General features: G+C 34.4%; 19 protein-coding genes. 12 read left to right on the plus strand and 7 right to left on the minus strand.

All coding sequences use genetic code 11. The features are described 5' to 3' along the window. Positions 1–136 precede the first annotated feature (136 nt). Together OEA66_RS17860 and OEA66_RS17865 are read right to left on the minus strand one after the other, a co-directional pair. The gene (locus OEA66_RS17860; RefSeq protein ID WP_267282675.1) at positions 137–1099 is read right to left on the minus strand and encodes a bifunctional helix-turn-helix transcriptional regulator/GNAT family N-acetyltransferase; all 963 of its coding nucleotides are present in this window, start codon (positions 1097–1099) and stop codon (positions 137–139) included. A 117-nt stretch (positions 1100–1216) separates the two neighbouring features. Further along, positions 1217–1546: a winged helix-turn-helix transcriptional regulator gene (locus OEA66_RS17865; RefSeq protein ID WP_267282676.1), complete on the minus strand. Its 330-nt coding sequence runs from the start codon at positions 1544–1546 to the stop codon at positions 1217–1219. 114 nt (positions 1547–1660) lie between these two features. Between OEA66_RS17865 and OEA66_RS17870 the strand changes: the two genes are divergently transcribed. The 10 genes from OEA66_RS17870 (at position 1661) to OEA66_RS17915 (ending at position 10221) form a co-directional block, all read left to right on the plus strand. Continuing rightward, positions 1661–2395, plus strand: a complete 735-nt coding sequence (locus OEA66_RS17870; RefSeq protein ID WP_267282677.1) for a pirin family protein — start codon at positions 1661–1663, stop codon at positions 2393–2395. Positions 2396–2415: 20 nt separating this feature from the next. After that, positions 2416–3492, plus strand: a complete 1077-nt coding sequence (locus tag OEA66_RS17875) for an alkene reductase (protein ID WP_267282678.1) — start codon at positions 2416–2418, stop codon at positions 3490–3492. Positions 3493–3797: 305 nt separating this feature from the next. Next, positions 3798–4607, plus strand: coding sequence for an SDR family oxidoreductase (locus tag OEA66_RS17880; RefSeq protein WP_267282679.1), 810 nt, complete (start codon positions 3798–3800; stop codon positions 4605–4607). Between the two features lie 12 nt (positions 4608–4619). Then, complete coding sequence (locus OEA66_RS17885) at positions 4620–5531, plus strand: helix-turn-helix domain-containing protein (RefSeq protein ID WP_267282680.1); 912 nt, start codon at positions 4620–4622, stop codon at positions 5529–5531. A 7-nt stretch (positions 5532–5538) separates the two neighbouring features. Next, on the plus strand, positions 5539–5871 hold the full coding sequence (locus OEA66_RS17890) for a nuclear transport factor 2-like protein (protein ID WP_267282681.1): 333 nt from the start codon (positions 5539–5541) through the stop codon (positions 5869–5871). A gap of 44 nt (positions 5872–5915) precedes the next feature. After that, the gene (locus OEA66_RS17895; protein ID WP_267282682.1) at positions 5916–6794 is read left to right on the plus strand and encodes a helix-turn-helix domain-containing protein; all 879 of its coding nucleotides are present in this window, start codon (positions 5916–5918) and stop codon (positions 6792–6794) included. A gap of 85 nt (positions 6795–6879) precedes the next feature. Continuing rightward, positions 6880–7470, plus strand: coding sequence for a sugar O-acetyltransferase (locus tag OEA66_RS17900; protein ID WP_267282683.1), 591 nt, complete (start codon positions 6880–6882; stop codon positions 7468–7470). 12 nt (positions 7471–7482) lie between these two features. Further along, on the plus strand, positions 7483–8529 hold the full coding sequence (locus tag OEA66_RS17905; protein WP_267282684.1) for an alpha/beta hydrolase: 1047 nt from the start codon (positions 7483–7485) through the stop codon (positions 8527–8529). Positions 8530–8657: 128 nt separating this feature from the next. Beyond that, positions 8658–9155, plus strand: a complete 498-nt coding sequence (locus tag OEA66_RS17910) for a cupin domain-containing protein (protein WP_267282685.1) — start codon at positions 8658–8660, stop codon at positions 9153–9155. A gap of 4 nt (positions 9156–9159) precedes the next feature. Then, positions 9160–10221, plus strand: coding sequence for a carboxymuconolactone decarboxylase family protein (locus tag OEA66_RS17915; RefSeq protein ID WP_267282686.1), 1062 nt, complete (start codon positions 9160–9162; stop codon positions 10219–10221). Positions 10222–10296: 75 nt separating this feature from the next. Here OEA66_RS17915 and OEA66_RS17920 read toward each other — a convergent pair whose 3' ends face one another. Next, on the minus strand, positions 10297–10680 hold the full coding sequence (locus OEA66_RS17920) for a winged helix-turn-helix transcriptional regulator (RefSeq protein WP_267282687.1): 384 nt from the start codon (positions 10678–10680) through the stop codon (positions 10297–10299). A gap of 279 nt (positions 10681–10959) precedes the next feature. On the opposite strand from OEA66_RS17920, the gene OEA66_RS17925 reads away from it, so the two are divergent. Continuing rightward, positions 10960–11886, plus strand: a complete 927-nt coding sequence (locus tag OEA66_RS17925; RefSeq protein WP_267282688.1) for a DsbA family protein — start codon at positions 10960–10962, stop codon at positions 11884–11886. Between the two features lie 105 nt (positions 11887–11991). Here the strand turns inward: OEA66_RS17925 and OEA66_RS17930 are convergent, their stop codons facing one another. Beyond that, positions 11992–12324: a DMT family transporter gene (locus OEA66_RS17930; protein ID WP_267282689.1), complete on the minus strand. Its 333-nt coding sequence runs from the start codon at positions 12322–12324 to the stop codon at positions 11992–11994. Between the two features lie 152 nt (positions 12325–12476). Between OEA66_RS17930 and OEA66_RS17935 the strand changes: the two genes are divergently transcribed. Beyond that, complete coding sequence (locus OEA66_RS17935; protein ID WP_267282690.1) at positions 12477–13202, plus strand: NUDIX hydrolase; 726 nt, start codon at positions 12477–12479, stop codon at positions 13200–13202. Between the two features lie 16 nt (positions 13203–13218). Here the strand turns inward: OEA66_RS17935 and OEA66_RS17940 are convergent, their stop codons facing one another. The 3 genes from OEA66_RS17940 to OEA66_RS17950 all read right to left on the minus strand — a co-directional run bounded on the left by OEA66_RS17940 (position 13219) and on the right by OEA66_RS17950 (position 15064). Then, the gene (locus tag OEA66_RS17940; protein ID WP_267282691.1) at positions 13219–14001 is read right to left on the minus strand and encodes a hypothetical protein; all 783 of its coding nucleotides are present in this window, start codon (positions 13999–14001) and stop codon (positions 13219–13221) included. Positions 14002–14018: 17 nt separating this feature from the next. Beyond that, on the minus strand, positions 14019–14570 hold the full coding sequence (locus tag OEA66_RS17945; RefSeq protein WP_267282692.1) for a DUF7691 family protein: 552 nt from the start codon (positions 14568–14570) through the stop codon (positions 14019–14021). Between the two features lie 137 nt (positions 14571–14707). Beyond that, entirely contained in the window at positions 14708–15064 is a 357-nt protein-coding gene (locus OEA66_RS17950; RefSeq protein ID WP_267282693.1) for a response regulator, read from the minus strand. Positions 15065–15108 lie beyond the last annotated feature (44 nt).

Raw genomic sequence — 15108 nt, forward strand, 5'->3', positions numbered from 1 at the left:
ACAGAAAGGCAAATGGACAATTGGTTGATTTGGTAAAACAATTGCAGAATCCAGCAATGCCTTGCATTTAGTTTGGTTGTTGACACAATAACCTTACAACGCATCAATTCAGGAACTGACAAAAATCTACAGTTTACTACTTTTTCAAATCCAATTCCATCTGAATGTTACAGCGCTGGTAAGGCGTATAACGGCCAACAATCTTTTCAAATCCCATTTTTTGATACAAATTAATAGCAGGTTTTAGAATCGTATTACTTTCCAAATACAGTTTTGAAGCACCCAATTCCTTGGCAGAATTAATAATTGCCTGACCCAAAAGCCAACCGATATTTTTGCCTTGAGCTTTTGGAGATACCGCCATTTTTGCCATTTCAAAATCGTAATCTTTGTCATTCATTTTTATTAAAGCGCAAACACCCAGCGGTTCGTCCTTGTAGAGTGCGACAAGAATTTTTCCGCCTTTATCGAGTATATATTCCTGCGGATTGTCCAAAGATTTGTAATCCGTTTCTTCCATTTTAAAGTAATTCGAAATCCATTCTGCATTTAAGTTCCTGAAAGCCGACCGATATTTTGGTTTGTATTCCACGATTTCAACATCTTTACTTTCACGTAGTTTTTTCTGCTCCTGAACACGTTTCAACAAAGACTTTTGTTCCAATAAAAATTCCCATTCTGCAACAGCTTCCCAAAGATTGTAAGTCGCTTCGGTCAGAAGATTTTCTACAGCCAAATCAATATCGACACATTGTTCCTGCAACATTTTTTCTGCTAAAGATTTTCCTTCTTCGGTTAATCCAACTACATTTCTGCGTTTGTCACTTGATTTAAGCTGATCATTTACCAAACCTGCTTTTATCATTTCCTTGATGATTTTGGTTACAGAAGGTTGAGAATGACCGATTTCTCTGGCTATTTTGGTAATGGTCTTTTCATCCGTTTCTGATAATACAAAGAAAACCGGAAACCATTTTGGAGAGAATTTCTCAACATTGTACATTTCATAGATTTTTGTTGCATCATCTGTAAATCGGCTTGTCAGCAAACGCAATCTGCTACCTAAAGCCATTTTTCCTGTTCTTTCAAATATATTCATAATTAATTACATAACTGATTATGCAAATGTAGAGATAAATTTGAATTGAACAAAATTGCTAGGTCTGAAAACTGATTAACAAATAATTGATACAGATATGATTTTAAGAAAATCTTTTTATTGGTCGACAAATTCCTCGCCCCATTTATGCAAATCCATTATGATGGGTTTCAGCATCATTCCTTTGTGATTCAGGGAATATTCTACAGTTGGGGGAACGGTGGCGAAGGCTTCTCGTTTAACAATTCTGTTTTCCTCTAATTTTTTCAGTTCTTTTACCAGCATTCTTGTATTGATGTTGGGAATCGTGCGCTCCAGTTCGCTGAAACGTTTCTTACCGTCGAATAAAGTATAGATGATGGGAATCGACCATTTGCCTCCTACAATGTCTAAAACATCTTTCAGAGAGCACTTGAATTCAATATTTTTATTTTTTTTAACTGCCACAATCATTGATTTTGCTTAATGCTTTACATTTTGTTACTACTGTACAAATATGTAACTACTTGCAAAAGTAAAGTAATGTATCTAAATTTGCAATAGCATTTAAACAAAAAGATAATGTTACACAAAATAAGCAACACCAGATTTACCGGTCACGGTCCCATTAAAATACTATATCCTGGTCTTGAAATTTCAAAAGAAGATACCGGAATTGGAAGCATCGGAAGAATCGACCATCCCGAAATCCACGGAAAGACAGTCATCAAAATGCATCCGCATATCAATGATGAAATTCTTTCTTATTTCAGAACCGGAACTGCTGAACACAGCGATTCCGAAGGTTTTGTAAAGACGATTGGCAAAAGAACTTTGATGCTGATGAAGGCCGGAAAAATGTTTCAGCACGAAGAAAAAATCTTTGGTGACAAAGAACCAATGGAAGGTTTGCAAATATTCATTCGTCCGGGCGAAAAGGATTTGAAACCGGAAGTTGTTTTTCTCGAACTTGATGAAATTCACAGTGAAAATAAATGGAGATTATTGGCTTCGCCCAATGTGGAAACTGACTTTCAGTTCAGCAGTCAGACCTGGTTGTATGATGCCAGATTATTGGAAGAAAATACACTTTTACTTCCTGATTTAGCAATACAAGGATTGACTTTGTTGCTGTATGTTTTTAAAGGAAATATAATCGTCAATTCAGATTTAAATTTAGAAAAAAAGGACAGCCTTCTCATCAAAGATGAAAATGTCATTATTAAAGCCAATCAGGATTCCGAATTGGTTTTGTTTGTGACAGACGAAAGTGCGGAAGTTTTTAAAGAAGGAATGTACAGTGGAAATAAATTATAATTAAATTATTAAATAAAAATATGAAACAACTAGAACAAATACAGTTAGGAAATAAAACGCTGAAAAACAAAATGGCAATGGCGCCAATGACCCGAAGCAGGGCCGACGAAAATGGAATCGTTAGTGACTTAACAGTATTGTATTACGCACAAAGAGCGAGCGCAGGTTTGATTATTTCTGAAGGAATCAATATTTCAGAGCAGGCTTTGGGAAGTCCTTACACACCGGGGATTTATATTCAGGAACAAATCGAAGCGTGGAAAAAAGTAACCCAAGCGGTTCACGAGAAAGGCGGTGTAATTTATGCCCAACTTTGGCATACGGGTCGTGTTGGCCATTCTTCTGTGAGAAACGGAGCGCTTCCTGTTGCTCCGTCCGCCATTGCCATCCAAGGACAAAAACATTTTACGGGGACCGGAATGGAAGATTACGAAACGCCTAGAGCTTTGGAGACAGAGGAAGTAAAACAAATTGTTCAGGATTACAAACAAGCTGCTCTCAATGCAATTGAAGCAGGTTTTGACGGTGTCGAGCTTCACGCTGCGTTTGGCTATTTGCCAAATCAGTTTTTAGCGGAAAGCTCAAACCACAGAACAGATGAATATGGAGGAAACATCGAAAATCAAAACCGTTTTGTGTTGGAAGTTATGCAGGAAATTACAGATGCTATAGGCGCGGACAAAGCCGGAATTAAATTATCGCCGACGATCCCTTACAATAATATCATCCACAACCAGCCAACAGAACAGTTTTCTGCGTTGATTGAAGGATTAAACAAGCTTCCTTTGGCGTACATTCAACTGATGAATCCGCTTTTTCCGATTGATGAATTGACACATTATCCACAAGATGTGATAGAAACTTTCGGAAAACTTTCTACCCACAAGGTCATTGCAAACGGTGGCTACAACAAAGAATCCGGAGAAGCAGAACTGGAAAAAGGAATAGCGGAAATGATTTCGTACGGCACTTTATTTTTAGCCAACCCTGATTTGCCAAAACGTTTCGAGCTTAATGCAGAATTGAACGAAGCTGACAAAGCCACAATGTACGGCGGAGGCGAAAAAGGTTATACGGATTATCCTTTTTTAAGCTAAATATTTGAAATAATTTTTTAAGGCCGGAGTGAAAACTTCGGCTTTTTTTGATTTTGGGCGTATCCCTTTGCATTTTTGCCTGTCATTCTGAGCCTGTGGCATAAACTTTCAGCAAGGCAAAAATGCAAGCGGGTCGGGCTCTCCGCTATATCTTTTGCTCCATTTCATTACGCAAAAGGATGCCACTTCTATCCCTTACGCAAAATTACGCTTCGTCATTTCGGATACAACCAAACTCATTTTGGCAACATTTCCCTCACTGCGTCTGCAGACATTTGTATTATAAAATTTAAACAACATTTAAAATGAAAAAAACAATTTTTATCACAGGCGCATCATCAGGTTTAGGAAAAGCAACAGCCAAATTATTTCAGTCAAAAGGCTGGAATGTGATCGCAACAATGAGAAATCCTGAAAAAGAAACAGAACTTTCTCAACTGGAAAATGTAACCTTACTTCCGCTTGATGTTACAAATTTAGAACAGATTCAGAAAACGGTAAAAACAGCAATTGAACTTCATACGATTGATGTGGTTTTTAACAATGCAGGTTATGGTTTGATTGGCGCTTTGGAAGCTTTGACAGACGAACAAATTGTCAAACAGCTGGACACCAATTTACTGGGCGTGATTCGTGTGACGCAAGCTTTCATTCCTTATTTCAGAAAAAACAGAAGCGGATTATTTATCACGACAACTTCGATTGGCGGACTTCTGACTTTTCCTCTGGATTCGCTTTATCACGCTACAAAATGGGCTTTGGAAGGTTGGAGCGAAAGTATGTCGTTTGAGTTGGCGTTACATAATGTTGGCATCAAAACCGTTGCGCCCGGCGGAATTAAAACTAATTTTGCAGGAGAATCATTAGCCGTTGCCAATCATCCCGCTTATGAAGACGGAATGCAGAAATTATTTGAACTGATGAATCCCGATAATTTCGAACCGGCAGAGTGGATTGCAGATGTGGTTTATGAGGCAGCGACAGACGGAAAAAACCAATTGCGATATGTGGCGGGAGAATTTGCCAATCAGTTGTACAACCGTCGTCTGGAAATCGGTTCCGAAGCTGCGGTTCACGAGATGAAACAGATGGCATTTGGAGATTTAATAAACTAAAAATATTAAGAAATGAATAATCCGATAAAAGTAGATTCCATCTCACAGCTTCACGAGATGCTGGGTTTTGGGAAGCCTGTTCATCCGTTGATCAGCATTACTCAAAATGCCAATATGGTTGTGGAAGAAGAATTTCTGAATCAGCATTTTCTGTTCAATTTCTATAAAATATCATTCAAGAAAACATTGAAGGGAAAAATGGGATATGGACAAAGTTATTATGATTTTGATGAAGGCGGAATGATTTTTACGGCTCCCAACCAGCTGCTTTCTACAAGTTCAGACGATATCCAATATGAAGGTTTGACACTGCTGATTCATTCTGATTTTTTGAGGAATTATTCTTTAGCAGCCCGCATCAAAAGCTTTGGATTTTTCTCTTATTCGGCAAACGAAGCTCTGTTTTTATCGGATAAAGAAAAGCAGACTTTGTTTTCAATTTTTGATAATATTAAGGAAGAATTGAACAACACGATTGACGATTTCAGTCAGGACGTCATCATTTCGCACATCGAGGTTTTGCTCAATTACAGCAACCGTTTTTACAAGCGCCAGTTTATTACCAGAAAAGCGGTCAACAATGATTTGCTTTCGAAAATTGAAGAACTTTTAAATGTCTATTTTGAAAAAGAAAACGGACTGAATCAAGGCTTGCCAACCGTTGAGTTTCTCGCAACCGAACTCAGCCTTTCACCACGATATTTAAGTGATATGCTACGGTCTTTGACAGGGCAGAATGCACAACAGCTCATCCACGAAAAACTCATCGAAAAGGCAAAAGATTATCTCACAACAACTCAGCTTTCAGTAGCAGAAATTGCTTATCAACTGGGTTTTGAGCATCCGCAGTCTTTCAATAAATTATTTAAAAATAAAACCAATCAGACGCCAGTGCAATTCAAACAAGGTTTTTATCATAACTAAATTTAAAATGAATATAGAAACGTTTATCAAAGACTGGATTGCAGTTGGCAACAGTTATAACACCGAAAAATATCTTGAATTTTATAATGAAAATACCGTTTTGGATGATCCTTCAGTTGGAAGAAAATTCATCGGTCATAGCGGAATTAAAAATTATTTTGTGAGCTATTTTATTGGTTATAAGACTCAGACTGAATTGAGGAAATTAGAAGTTAAAGAAAATTCAGCTTATCTGGAAGTTGAGTTTAAAGGAGAATTTCCGGAAGGTATAATTGGCGGAAGCTTTGATTTTACTTTTAAAAATGGAAAAATATCGAGCGTTAAAGCAGAGTTGATTTAAAATTATAGATAATCTATTATATTTGAATTTCTTAACTTTGACAAATGAAAGAAAAGGTAATCAGAGAAGTCTCAAGTTTTAACAATGAACTGAAATTGCAAGGTTTTAAAGCCTTTCAAATAGAGGGAGACGGAGCTGAAACCAGAACCTACAGCAGAAAAGAATTCTATAAAATCTGCCTGACTACGGGGAAAAGCAAAATTCATTATTCTGATAAAACCTACGAGCAGGAAGGGACAATTCTCTTTTTTGGCAATCCGCACATTCCGTATTCGTGGGAAACGATTTCAACAACTTACGTAGGATATACTATTCTTTTTTCGGAAGAATTCTTTAAAAATTCCGAACGTTCGGAAAGCCTGCAGCAATCTTCATTCTTTAAAATTGGCGGAACTCCTGTTTTAAAAATTACAGAGGAGCAAAGAATTTTCCTCAATACCATTTTTCAGAAGATGATTAGCGAGCAAGAAAGTAATTATGTATTTAAAGATGAATTGATTAGGAATTATATCAGTCTCATTATTCACGAGTCTTTGAAGATGGAGCCTTCTGAAAATTACGAACAAAACAAGAATGCATCGTCAAGATTAACTTCTGTTTTTCTGGAATTGCTCGAAAGACAATTTCCGATTGAAACTACTGCAAACCCGCTTCAATTAAGAACGGCACAACATTATGCACAACATCTGAATGTTCATATCAATTATCTGAACCGTGCCGTAAAAGAAGTGACAGGAAAATCAACAACAACGCACATTACAGAAAGAATCGTTACCGAAGCAAAAGCCCTTTTGCAACATACAGACTGGAGTATTTCCGAAATCGCTTATGCACTCGGTTTCGAATATCCAACATACTTCAACAATTTCTTTAAAAAACAAACAGGAACCAATCCTAAAGCTTTTCGATTGACGGAAGTTTGATTTTCTTAACTTTTGGTTTGATGATCTTTAACGGCTTGCTTGTAAGTCGTTATACCTTTGTATCTGATAATCAAATCAATCTAAAATGTCAGATTCACAACATAATTCCGGTTCTACACCAATTCAGAAAGATATTTTCGAAAGGCTTTTAAATGGCGAAACGATACTTCCTGATGATACACAGATGTACAGATTACGGGAAGAATCTTTTGCTGTAAAAGTTTTGCTTAATCGGATGAATAACTCTTCAAATCCTGACGAAATTAGAGATATATTATCTCAGATTTTAGATAAGAAAATTCAGAATGTCGCTGTATTCACGCCTATTTACATCAATTACGGAAAGCATATCAACATCGGTAAAAATGTCTTTATCAATTTCGACTGTACCTTCCTTGCATTGGGCGGAATTACGATTGAAGACGATGTTTTAATTGGTCCGAAAGTCAGTCTCATTACCGAAAATCATCCATTAAATCCGAAAGACAGAAAGGGATTGATTGGTAAACCTATTCTCATTAAAAAAAATGTCTGGATTGGTGCCAATGCTACAATCTTACCGGGCGTTACGATTGGTGAAAATTCCGTCGTAGCAGCCGGAGCAGTAGTTTCTAAAGACGTTCCCAATAATACTGTTGTTGGTGGAGTTCCTGCAAAATTTATCAAAACAATTTAAATTCAAAATCATATGAAAAAAATATTAGCAGTCACAATATTGTTTCTGTTCACAGGACAATTATTCTCACAAAAAGTAAAATCAAATTCAGAAAAAATGAATACAGCAAAAGAACATTACACATTCAAATTAAGCGATAAAGTGACCCGTGAAAAAGTAATGTTCAAAAACCGTTACGGAATCACTATTTCAGGCGATTTGTATCTTCCAAAAAATGTAGGAAATGCCAAGTTATCAGCGTTGGCCATCAGCGGACCTTTCGGTGCAGTGAAACAGCAATCATCAGGATTGTATGCCAATCAAATGGCGGAACGTGGTTTTGCTGTATTGGCGTTTGACACATCTTACACAGGCGAAAGTGGAGGAGAACCGAGAAATCTGGCATCTCCTGAAATTAACACAGAAGATTTCAGTGCAACGGTTGATTTTTTAGGACTTCAAAAAAATGTTGACAAAGACAAAATAGGAATCATAGGAATTTGTGGTTTCGGAGGTTTTGCTTTGAACGCCACTGCGATTGATAAACGAGTGAAAGCTGTTGCCACGACAAGTTTGTATGATATGACCAGAGTAATGTCGAAAGGCTATAATGATTCAGTAACACCCGAACAACGTACCAAAACTCTGGAAGACTTAGGTCAGCAACGTTGGAAAGATGCCGAAAATGGAAAACCTGCCGACGGATCAAGAAACTTACCCGAAACATTGAAAGGCGATGAACCTCAGTTTGTAAAAGAATATTTTGATTATTACAGAACACCACGTGGTTTTCACGTCAATTCTGTAAACTCAAACGGAGCTTGGCTCATTACGAATCCAATTTCATTTATGAATATGCCGATTTTGACTTATGTAAAAGAAATTTCACCAAGACCGATGTTGATGATTGCAGGGGAAAATGCACATTCCAGATATTTCAGTGAAGATATTTTTAAAGTGGCAAATGAGCCAAAAGAACTGCTGATTATTCCAAATGCTGTTCACGTGGATTTGTATGATAAAACGGATGTGATTCCTTTTGACAAACTGGAAACTTTCTTTAAAACGAATTTGAAATAAAATGCCTGATAGAATTAAGATTTTTTTTATTTTAATGAAATCAGTAAAAATGGTAAGCAACACAGTAATCTGTTTATAACTATTTTTCAGATGCACTTACCGAACTTTGTTTCGAGAAACTTTAAAAAATGAAATATTTAATAACAATAATTCTTTTAGTGTTGGCTCAATTTCTGCCAGCACAAAAGACAAATAATCAAAGTAAAATGAATTCAAACATTCCTAAAATAAGTGATTTTCCGACAGGCGAAGAAAACACTGCTTTTGAACAATATTTTACAGGCAAATCTTATCTGGCCACGCTTACAAGCGATAAAGATTTAAATGTTCCTCTCTCTAACGTAACCTTTGAACCCGGTTGCCGCAACAATTGGCATAGCCACAATGGTGGACAGCTTTTGATTGTCGTGGGTGGCGAAGGTTTGTATCAGGAAAGAGGAAAACCTGCCCGTCATTTGAAAGCAGGAGATGTCGTTGAAATTGCCCCGAACGTCGAGCATTGGCACGGAGCAACTGCTACAAGTTGGTTTTCACATCTGGCAACTGTTGGCAATCCACAGAGCAATGCAAATACCTGGCTGGAAGCTGTTTCAGATGAAGAATATGCACAAGCCAATCAAAAATAAAATTATGACTAAAAGCAAATTTTTTCACTGGATTATTCTGTTTTCCCTAACATTAAGTTTTACAAAAATGAATGCACAAAAAACTGTAGATAAACAAAATTTAAATTCGAAAGAACAGAATCTTGTAAAGATTTCTATATCCACGGCGATTGGAAATTTAGAAAATTTAAAATTAGATTTGAATAAAGGATTGGAAGCAGGACTTACCATCAATGAAATAAAGGAATTGCTCACTCAGTTGTATGCATATTGTGGTTTTCCGAGAAGTCTGAATGCAATCAATACCTTTAAAACTGTTCTCGATGACAGGAAATTAAAAGGCAAAAATGATATCGAAGGAAAGAAAATTGTTATCGAAAATAATATTGCTGATAAATATGAGCAAGGCAGAAAAACGTTGGAAACCCTCACAAAAACGCCACAATCCAAACCAGCACCGGGATTTGGGGAATTTGCGCCTCGTATCGATGCATTTCTGAAAGAACATTTGTTTGCAGATATTTTTGTGAGCGATGTTCTGAGTTATCAGCAACGAGAATTGATTACAATCTCAGCTTTGGCTTCTATTTCTGGTGTTGAATCTCAATTACAATCGCATATTAATATTGGAAAGAATACCGGAATTACAGAAAATCAATTAGTACAATTGGCAGATTTGATACAGGAATCTGTCGGTAAAACTCAGGCAAATACAGTCCGAAAAATCATCGGAAAACCACTTGTCCCAATTATCGAAAATGATATGATGGTTCGCATCTCAGAAATAGAAATTATTCCTGAATTTTTGGAAGAATACAAATCTATTCTAAAAGAAGAAGCTTCGGCTTCGGTAAAATTAGAGAAAGGCGTCATTGCTATTTTCCCTATGAATGAGCAGAAAAATCCTAATCAGATTAGAATTGTAGAAATCTATGCTGATAAAGAAGCGTACCAGTTTCATTTGCAAACACCACATTTTCAACATTATAAAACTTCCACTTTGAAAATGGTAATGTCATTGAATTTAATCGATATGGAAACGCTTGACAAAGAAACAATGTCAAATATTTTTGAGAAAATAAAATAAATTAAAATTTAATTCTTAGTCTACTGTTTCGTTCAAATAATTCTGATTTTATCATTAAAATTTTACTTAAATATTTTAGTTGGGCAAATCTATTTGCTCAGTTTTTTTATGGAATTTATCTCTGTAATCAATTCCCCATTTTGCGATTTCATCAATGACAGAGCTTAGTGTTTTACCGTGTTCTGTGATTTGATATTCAACAGTGACAGGTTTTGTATCAAGAACAGTACGAATAATTAAATGATTCATTTCCAAATCCTGAAGTTCTTTTGAAAGCATTTTCGAGCCAATTCCGTCAACTTCTCTTACCAAATCCATAAAGCGAAGTTTATCTCCTAACATTAAAGTACCCAAAATGTGAAATTTCCATTTGCCTGAAAGGATTTCCATGGTATCTTTTATTGCCAGAATTCTTTTTTCACAAATTCTGTTATTGTTAAACTCAGGTTCTTTTTTCATAATTTATTAATAAAATTGAAGGTTTGCAAATGTAGAAAATTAAACTACAGTTTCATAGAGGAAAGTAGTTTCATAGAGGAAAGTAAGGATGATTTTTATTGTATTGAATTATAAATTTGCATCGATATTTTAAGTATCAACGACTAGGCATCGTTTTAAAAACACAAATGATGAAAAAGGATTTTTCGAATTAAACTGATGAAAATTAAATTGTTAACAGTAGTTTGTTTAACCATAACTGCGTTTTATTGTTCAGGACAAAATATAAAGAAAACGAAAATGACAGATTCGATAACTAATAATCCGTTGATTTGTGACCCGGTAGAAGGCGTTTGCGGAGTTCCTGAAAATAGTGAAACAATAAAAATTAAAAAACAAAAATCTGAAAAACCTGTTAAAATTATCTATTTTACAGACCCGATTTGTTCGTCTTGTTGGGGAATAGAGCCTCAATTAAGAAAATTAAAGCTTGAATATGGCGATAATATTGAAATCGACTATAGAATGGGCGGATTGCTTCCGGATTGGAGTTATAGCAGTGGCGGAATCAGCAAACCTTCAGATGTGGCGCACCATTGGGATGAAGTAAGTCTGCACTACGAAATGCCGATTGATGGTGATATTTGGTTGGAAGATCCATTAGATTCGTCTTATCCTCCTTCGATAGCATTTAAAGCATCTCAAATTCAGAGTAAAGAAAAGGCTGCATTATTGATGAGAGAAATGCGGGAAATGTTGTTTCTGAATAAGAAAAATATTGCAAAATGGGAACATATTGCAAAAGCAGCAGAAAGAGTAGGACTTAATGTGGAGCAATTGAAGAATGATTTTGAGGGTCAAGGGAAAATTCTTTTTGAAGAAGACTTAAAATTAGCTAAAGAAAACGGTGTGAGAGGTTTTCCTTCAATATCTTTTATGAATGATTCAGGAAATAAAGAGATGATTTACGGTACAAAACCTTATCCTTTTTATGAAACAGCAGTTTTGAAAATGTTTCCGAAAGCTCAGAAAAATGAATATTCAAAAAACTGGGAAGCGTTATTTGAAAAATACCCATCACTTACGGCTAAAGAATTTGCTGTTTTATCAGATTTAAAAAAGATTGAAAGTGAAAAAATATTAGACGACCTTTTCATAAAAGGTAAACTCGAAAAACTTACAACAAAAAACGGTTCTTTATGGACTGTAAAAGCAATTGAAGAATAAACCATTTCACAAGATATCAATAAATAAAAGGCATGAATTTAATTTTCATGCCTTTTTGTTTTTACAAATTTCGATAAACGGTAAATATTAAATTTCATTATATATTTAATGGGACGCAGATTTTGAAAAAACATTAATTACCACAACGCCTATTATAATTAAAACGATTCCTAGAATTGCGGGGAAATCTAGAGATTGTTTATAAACAAAATATCCGATTAAAGAAATCAAAACAATTCCTACAGCAGACCAGATTGCATAAGCAATTCCTATCGGAATTACTTTTATTGCGTGAGTAAGAAGATAAAACGAAGCCGACATTGCAACCACAAAAATTATTGTCTGTAATGGTTTGGTAAAGCCTTCCGAAGCTTTTAGAAATGAAGTTGCTACCGATTCGAAAAGTATGGCAAATGCTAAAAATATATAATTTTTCATGTCATTAAATTTAATAATTTCTTTTAATTAAGCTATTGTTGATGTATTATTTTTAGAAAAATTTTTGAGTTTAAAAAGTTAATTATATTTTATGTGGTAGGATTTTTCTAATCCTATTTTGGTCGTTATCTTTGTGGTTTAATAAAAACTTCATGAATTCAAATTTTATTCAGACTTATGTTTCCGTAGACTGTGTGGTTTTTGGTTTTGACCATGAAAACCGACTGAATATTTTACTGGTTCAGAAATATCTCGATGAAATGCCTCTAGAAAGGTCGAAAAGATTGCCAGGAAGTTTGATTTTGAGTAATGAAGATGTCGATGATGCTGCACAAAGAGTTTTAACTGAGCTTACAGGAATCAAAAAAATGGTTTTGAAACAGTTCAAATGTTATGCAGACCCGAACAGAGCGAGTAATGAGGACGATATAAAATGGATGGGGAAGGAGTATAAACATCAGATTGAAAGAATTATCACGGTTGCTTATCTTTCTCTCTGTAAAATTGACCACAAAATTAACAGCGCAAAGTATGATACTGTGGATTGGTGTACGATTGATAAAGTTCCGATGCTTCCTTTCGATCATAACAAAATCATCACAGAATCATTAATAGAAATTAGAAAGTGGATTGAAACCGATTTCTCAATTATTTTTGAACTTCTTCCCAAAAAATTTACTATTAGACAATTGTATCAATTATACAATTCTTTGAGCGAAAAGAATATTGATATTAAAAATTTTCATAAAAAAATTGCTACATTTTCTTACATCATTCCTTTGGATGAAATGGAGAAAAATGTTTCGCACCGAGCGGCAAGATTTTACAAATTTGATGCTAAAATTTACAAGAAAAATTATAATAAGCTGATTAAATAATTTAATGTATTCAATGTTATAAATTTTTGATCTCAACAGTATTAAACTCAAAAGGAATTTTTTTAACTGAAACTTTATTTTCAATTAAAAGGTCGATGCGGATTTCATTTCTTTCTGAATCTGTCATCTCTTTTTTCAGTTTAATCATTTTATAACTGATGCCTGTTTCCGGATTTCTCAATGTCAAATTATTGTAACCAAATTCTATTTCATCATTGACTACAGGTAGAAAATCTTGATTTTTACTACTTTTGAAAGCATACATTAAATCGTAAAATTTAAAATCAATCTTTTTGAAATTTTCATTGTCTTTTAATTTTATAAAAGCTTTTTTAATCTCTTCTGAATCTACAATGCTAAAATATAATACGTTTGTATTTGCTGTATTTGGATTGATTAAATTGGTGTTTTTCTTTAAATTTTTAACCTTATCTAATTTCAGATAAGATTTATTTTGCTCCGCAGGTTTGAAATATCTGAGTTTACCTTTAATATCAACCGTTTTAAATTTTTTGGAAGGAATTTGATAACGTATTAAAACGTTCGCTCTTTGGAAAATCTGCTCCACATTATGATTGTCTTTCAGAAATTCGTCTTTGTTGGTTTTCGTAGTAATAGTGTCAATTTTTATCAAATGAAATTTATCGTTGGGTTTATTTTCAATTTCTAAACTTAATTCAATGAAATCGCCATATTGTTTTGCATTAGAAATAATTACTTTTTCCTGCGAATACAAAAAAGAACTGATGATAAATGAGGTGAAAATGATTATTTTTCCTGTGACAAATTTACTTTGCATAGCTTATTTATTAAGATTTAGTACAGAAAGAAAACCAAATCTTTATTTTCTTTGATTGCTTTATTAAAGGCAAATTCAAAATCTTCTTTTTCTGTTTTTAAATAATCTGAATCAACTCCTTTTCTTTCGGTTAAGGCTAAAAATTTTGATTTTTCTGTCTGTAAATCTGCAGCATAAATACTGTATACTTCAGGAAAATCTGATGAAAACGGAATAGGAATAAAAGCCTTATAAGTCTCTTTTGGAATTTCCCAATAATAATTCGTTGAAAACTCATCGTTTGGCGAATCAACTATTTCTCCAAAATATTCACAAAGTTTTTCGTAAACATAACCATACAAATAGGCGAGTTCAGGAAATCTGATTTCTCCATTAATAATATCAGTTAAAACAGCTTGTGAATTCTTTTCTTCATTCAAATTATCATCAAAATCGAAATCATCATTTAGCTCATCCAATGAATCTGATAATTCGTTTAGAAGAGAAGTCAATATCTCTTGATCTTTGCTTCCGTAAAGATTTTTAATGTTTGCAGAATCTGTTACATAGCCTGTTACGTAATATCCCATTGCTTAGTTTTTAATATTAATGTTTTTGAAATTCAAATATAACAAAAGACTGTGAATTAGTTTTCTGTCTTAAATTTAAAATTGAAACAAAAAAATACTCCAAATTTAAATTGGAGTATTGTATTATAGTATTTTTATTACGCAGTAAGTTTTTCTATTTTTACCAAAACATCATCGATATCGAAAGGTTTTGGGATAAATTCATCGGCTTGGCAAGAATTAATCACATTTTCAGCTTTTGCATGAGCGCTGATAATCATCACAGGAATTTTTGAAGTTGCTTCATTTTCCTTGATCTGATTGCATAAATCTGTACCGGAACCATCAGGAAGTCTTACATCCAGGATGAAAATATCAGGAACTACAGATTTGTCTCTGCTATTGAAAGCTTCAACGGTAGCAAAAGAACGCACATCATAATTTTCGAATGACAGGAGCAATTGTAATGCATCTCTGATGCCTGTCTCATCTTCTACGATAAAAATTGTTTTCATAATTCTTGGTTGGCAAAAACAAAGCCAATCTTCAGACTGCCGAA

The sequence above is a fragment of the Chryseobacterium luquanense genome, assembly GCF_026460945.1.
Classification (GTDB): Bacteria; Bacteroidota; Bacteroidia; order Flavobacteriales; family Weeksellaceae; genus Chryseobacterium; species Chryseobacterium luquanense.

What these genes read in the sequence shown, in the direction of transcription:
- OEA66_RS17860 (WP_267282675.1), bottom strand. Translation starts at nt 1,099, where the DNA reads ATGAATATATTTGAAAGAACAGGAAAAATGGCTTTAGGTAGCAGATTG.
- OEA66_RS17870 (WP_267282677.1), top strand. Translation starts at nt 1,661, where the DNA reads ATGTTACACAAAATAAGCAACACCAGATTTACCGGTCACGGTCCCATT.
- OEA66_RS17875 (WP_267282678.1), top strand. Translation starts at nt 2,416, where the DNA reads ATGAAACAACTAGAACAAATACAGTTAGGAAATAAAACGCTGAAAAAC.
- OEA66_RS17880 (WP_267282679.1), top strand. Translation starts at nt 3,798, where the DNA reads ATGAAAAAAACAATTTTTATCACAGGCGCATCATCAGGTTTAGGAAAA.
- OEA66_RS17885 (WP_267282680.1), top strand. Translation starts at nt 4,620, where the DNA reads ATGAATAATCCGATAAAAGTAGATTCCATCTCACAGCTTCACGAGATG.
- OEA66_RS17890 (WP_267282681.1), top strand. Translation starts at nt 5,539, where the DNA reads ATGAATATAGAAACGTTTATCAAAGACTGGATTGCAGTTGGCAACAGT.
- OEA66_RS17895 (WP_267282682.1), top strand. Translation starts at nt 5,916, where the DNA reads ATGAAAGAAAAGGTAATCAGAGAAGTCTCAAGTTTTAACAATGAACTG.
- OEA66_RS17900 (WP_267282683.1), top strand. Translation starts at nt 6,880, where the DNA reads ATGTCAGATTCACAACATAATTCCGGTTCTACACCAATTCAGAAAGAT.
- OEA66_RS17905 (WP_267282684.1), top strand. Translation starts at nt 7,483, where the DNA reads ATGAAAAAAATATTAGCAGTCACAATATTGTTTCTGTTCACAGGACAA.
- OEA66_RS17910 (WP_267282685.1), top strand. Translation starts at nt 8,658, where the DNA reads ATGAAATATTTAATAACAATAATTCTTTTAGTGTTGGCTCAATTTCTG.
- OEA66_RS17915 (WP_267282686.1), top strand. Translation starts at nt 9,160, where the DNA reads ATGACTAAAAGCAAATTTTTTCACTGGATTATTCTGTTTTCCCTAACA.
- OEA66_RS17920 (WP_267282687.1), bottom strand. Translation starts at nt 10,680, where the DNA reads ATGAAAAAAGAACCTGAGTTTAACAATAACAGAATTTGTGAAAAAAGA.
- OEA66_RS17925 (WP_267282688.1), top strand. Translation starts at nt 10,960, where the DNA reads ATGACAGATTCGATAACTAATAATCCGTTGATTTGTGACCCGGTAGAA.
- OEA66_RS17930 (WP_267282689.1), bottom strand. Translation starts at nt 12,324, where the DNA reads ATGAAAAATTATATATTTTTAGCATTTGCCATACTTTTCGAATCGGTA.
- OEA66_RS17935 (WP_267282690.1), top strand. Translation starts at nt 12,477, where the DNA reads ATGAATTCAAATTTTATTCAGACTTATGTTTCCGTAGACTGTGTGGTT.
- OEA66_RS17940 (WP_267282691.1), bottom strand. Translation starts at nt 14,001, where the DNA reads ATGCAAAGTAAATTTGTCACAGGAAAAATAATCATTTTCACCTCATTT.
- OEA66_RS17945 (WP_267282692.1), bottom strand. Translation starts at nt 14,570, where the DNA reads ATGGGATATTACGTAACAGGCTATGTAACAGATTCTGCAAACATTAAA.
- OEA66_RS17950 (WP_267282693.1), bottom strand. Translation starts at nt 15,064, where the DNA reads ATGAAAACAATTTTTATCGTAGAAGATGAGACAGGCATCAGAGATGCA.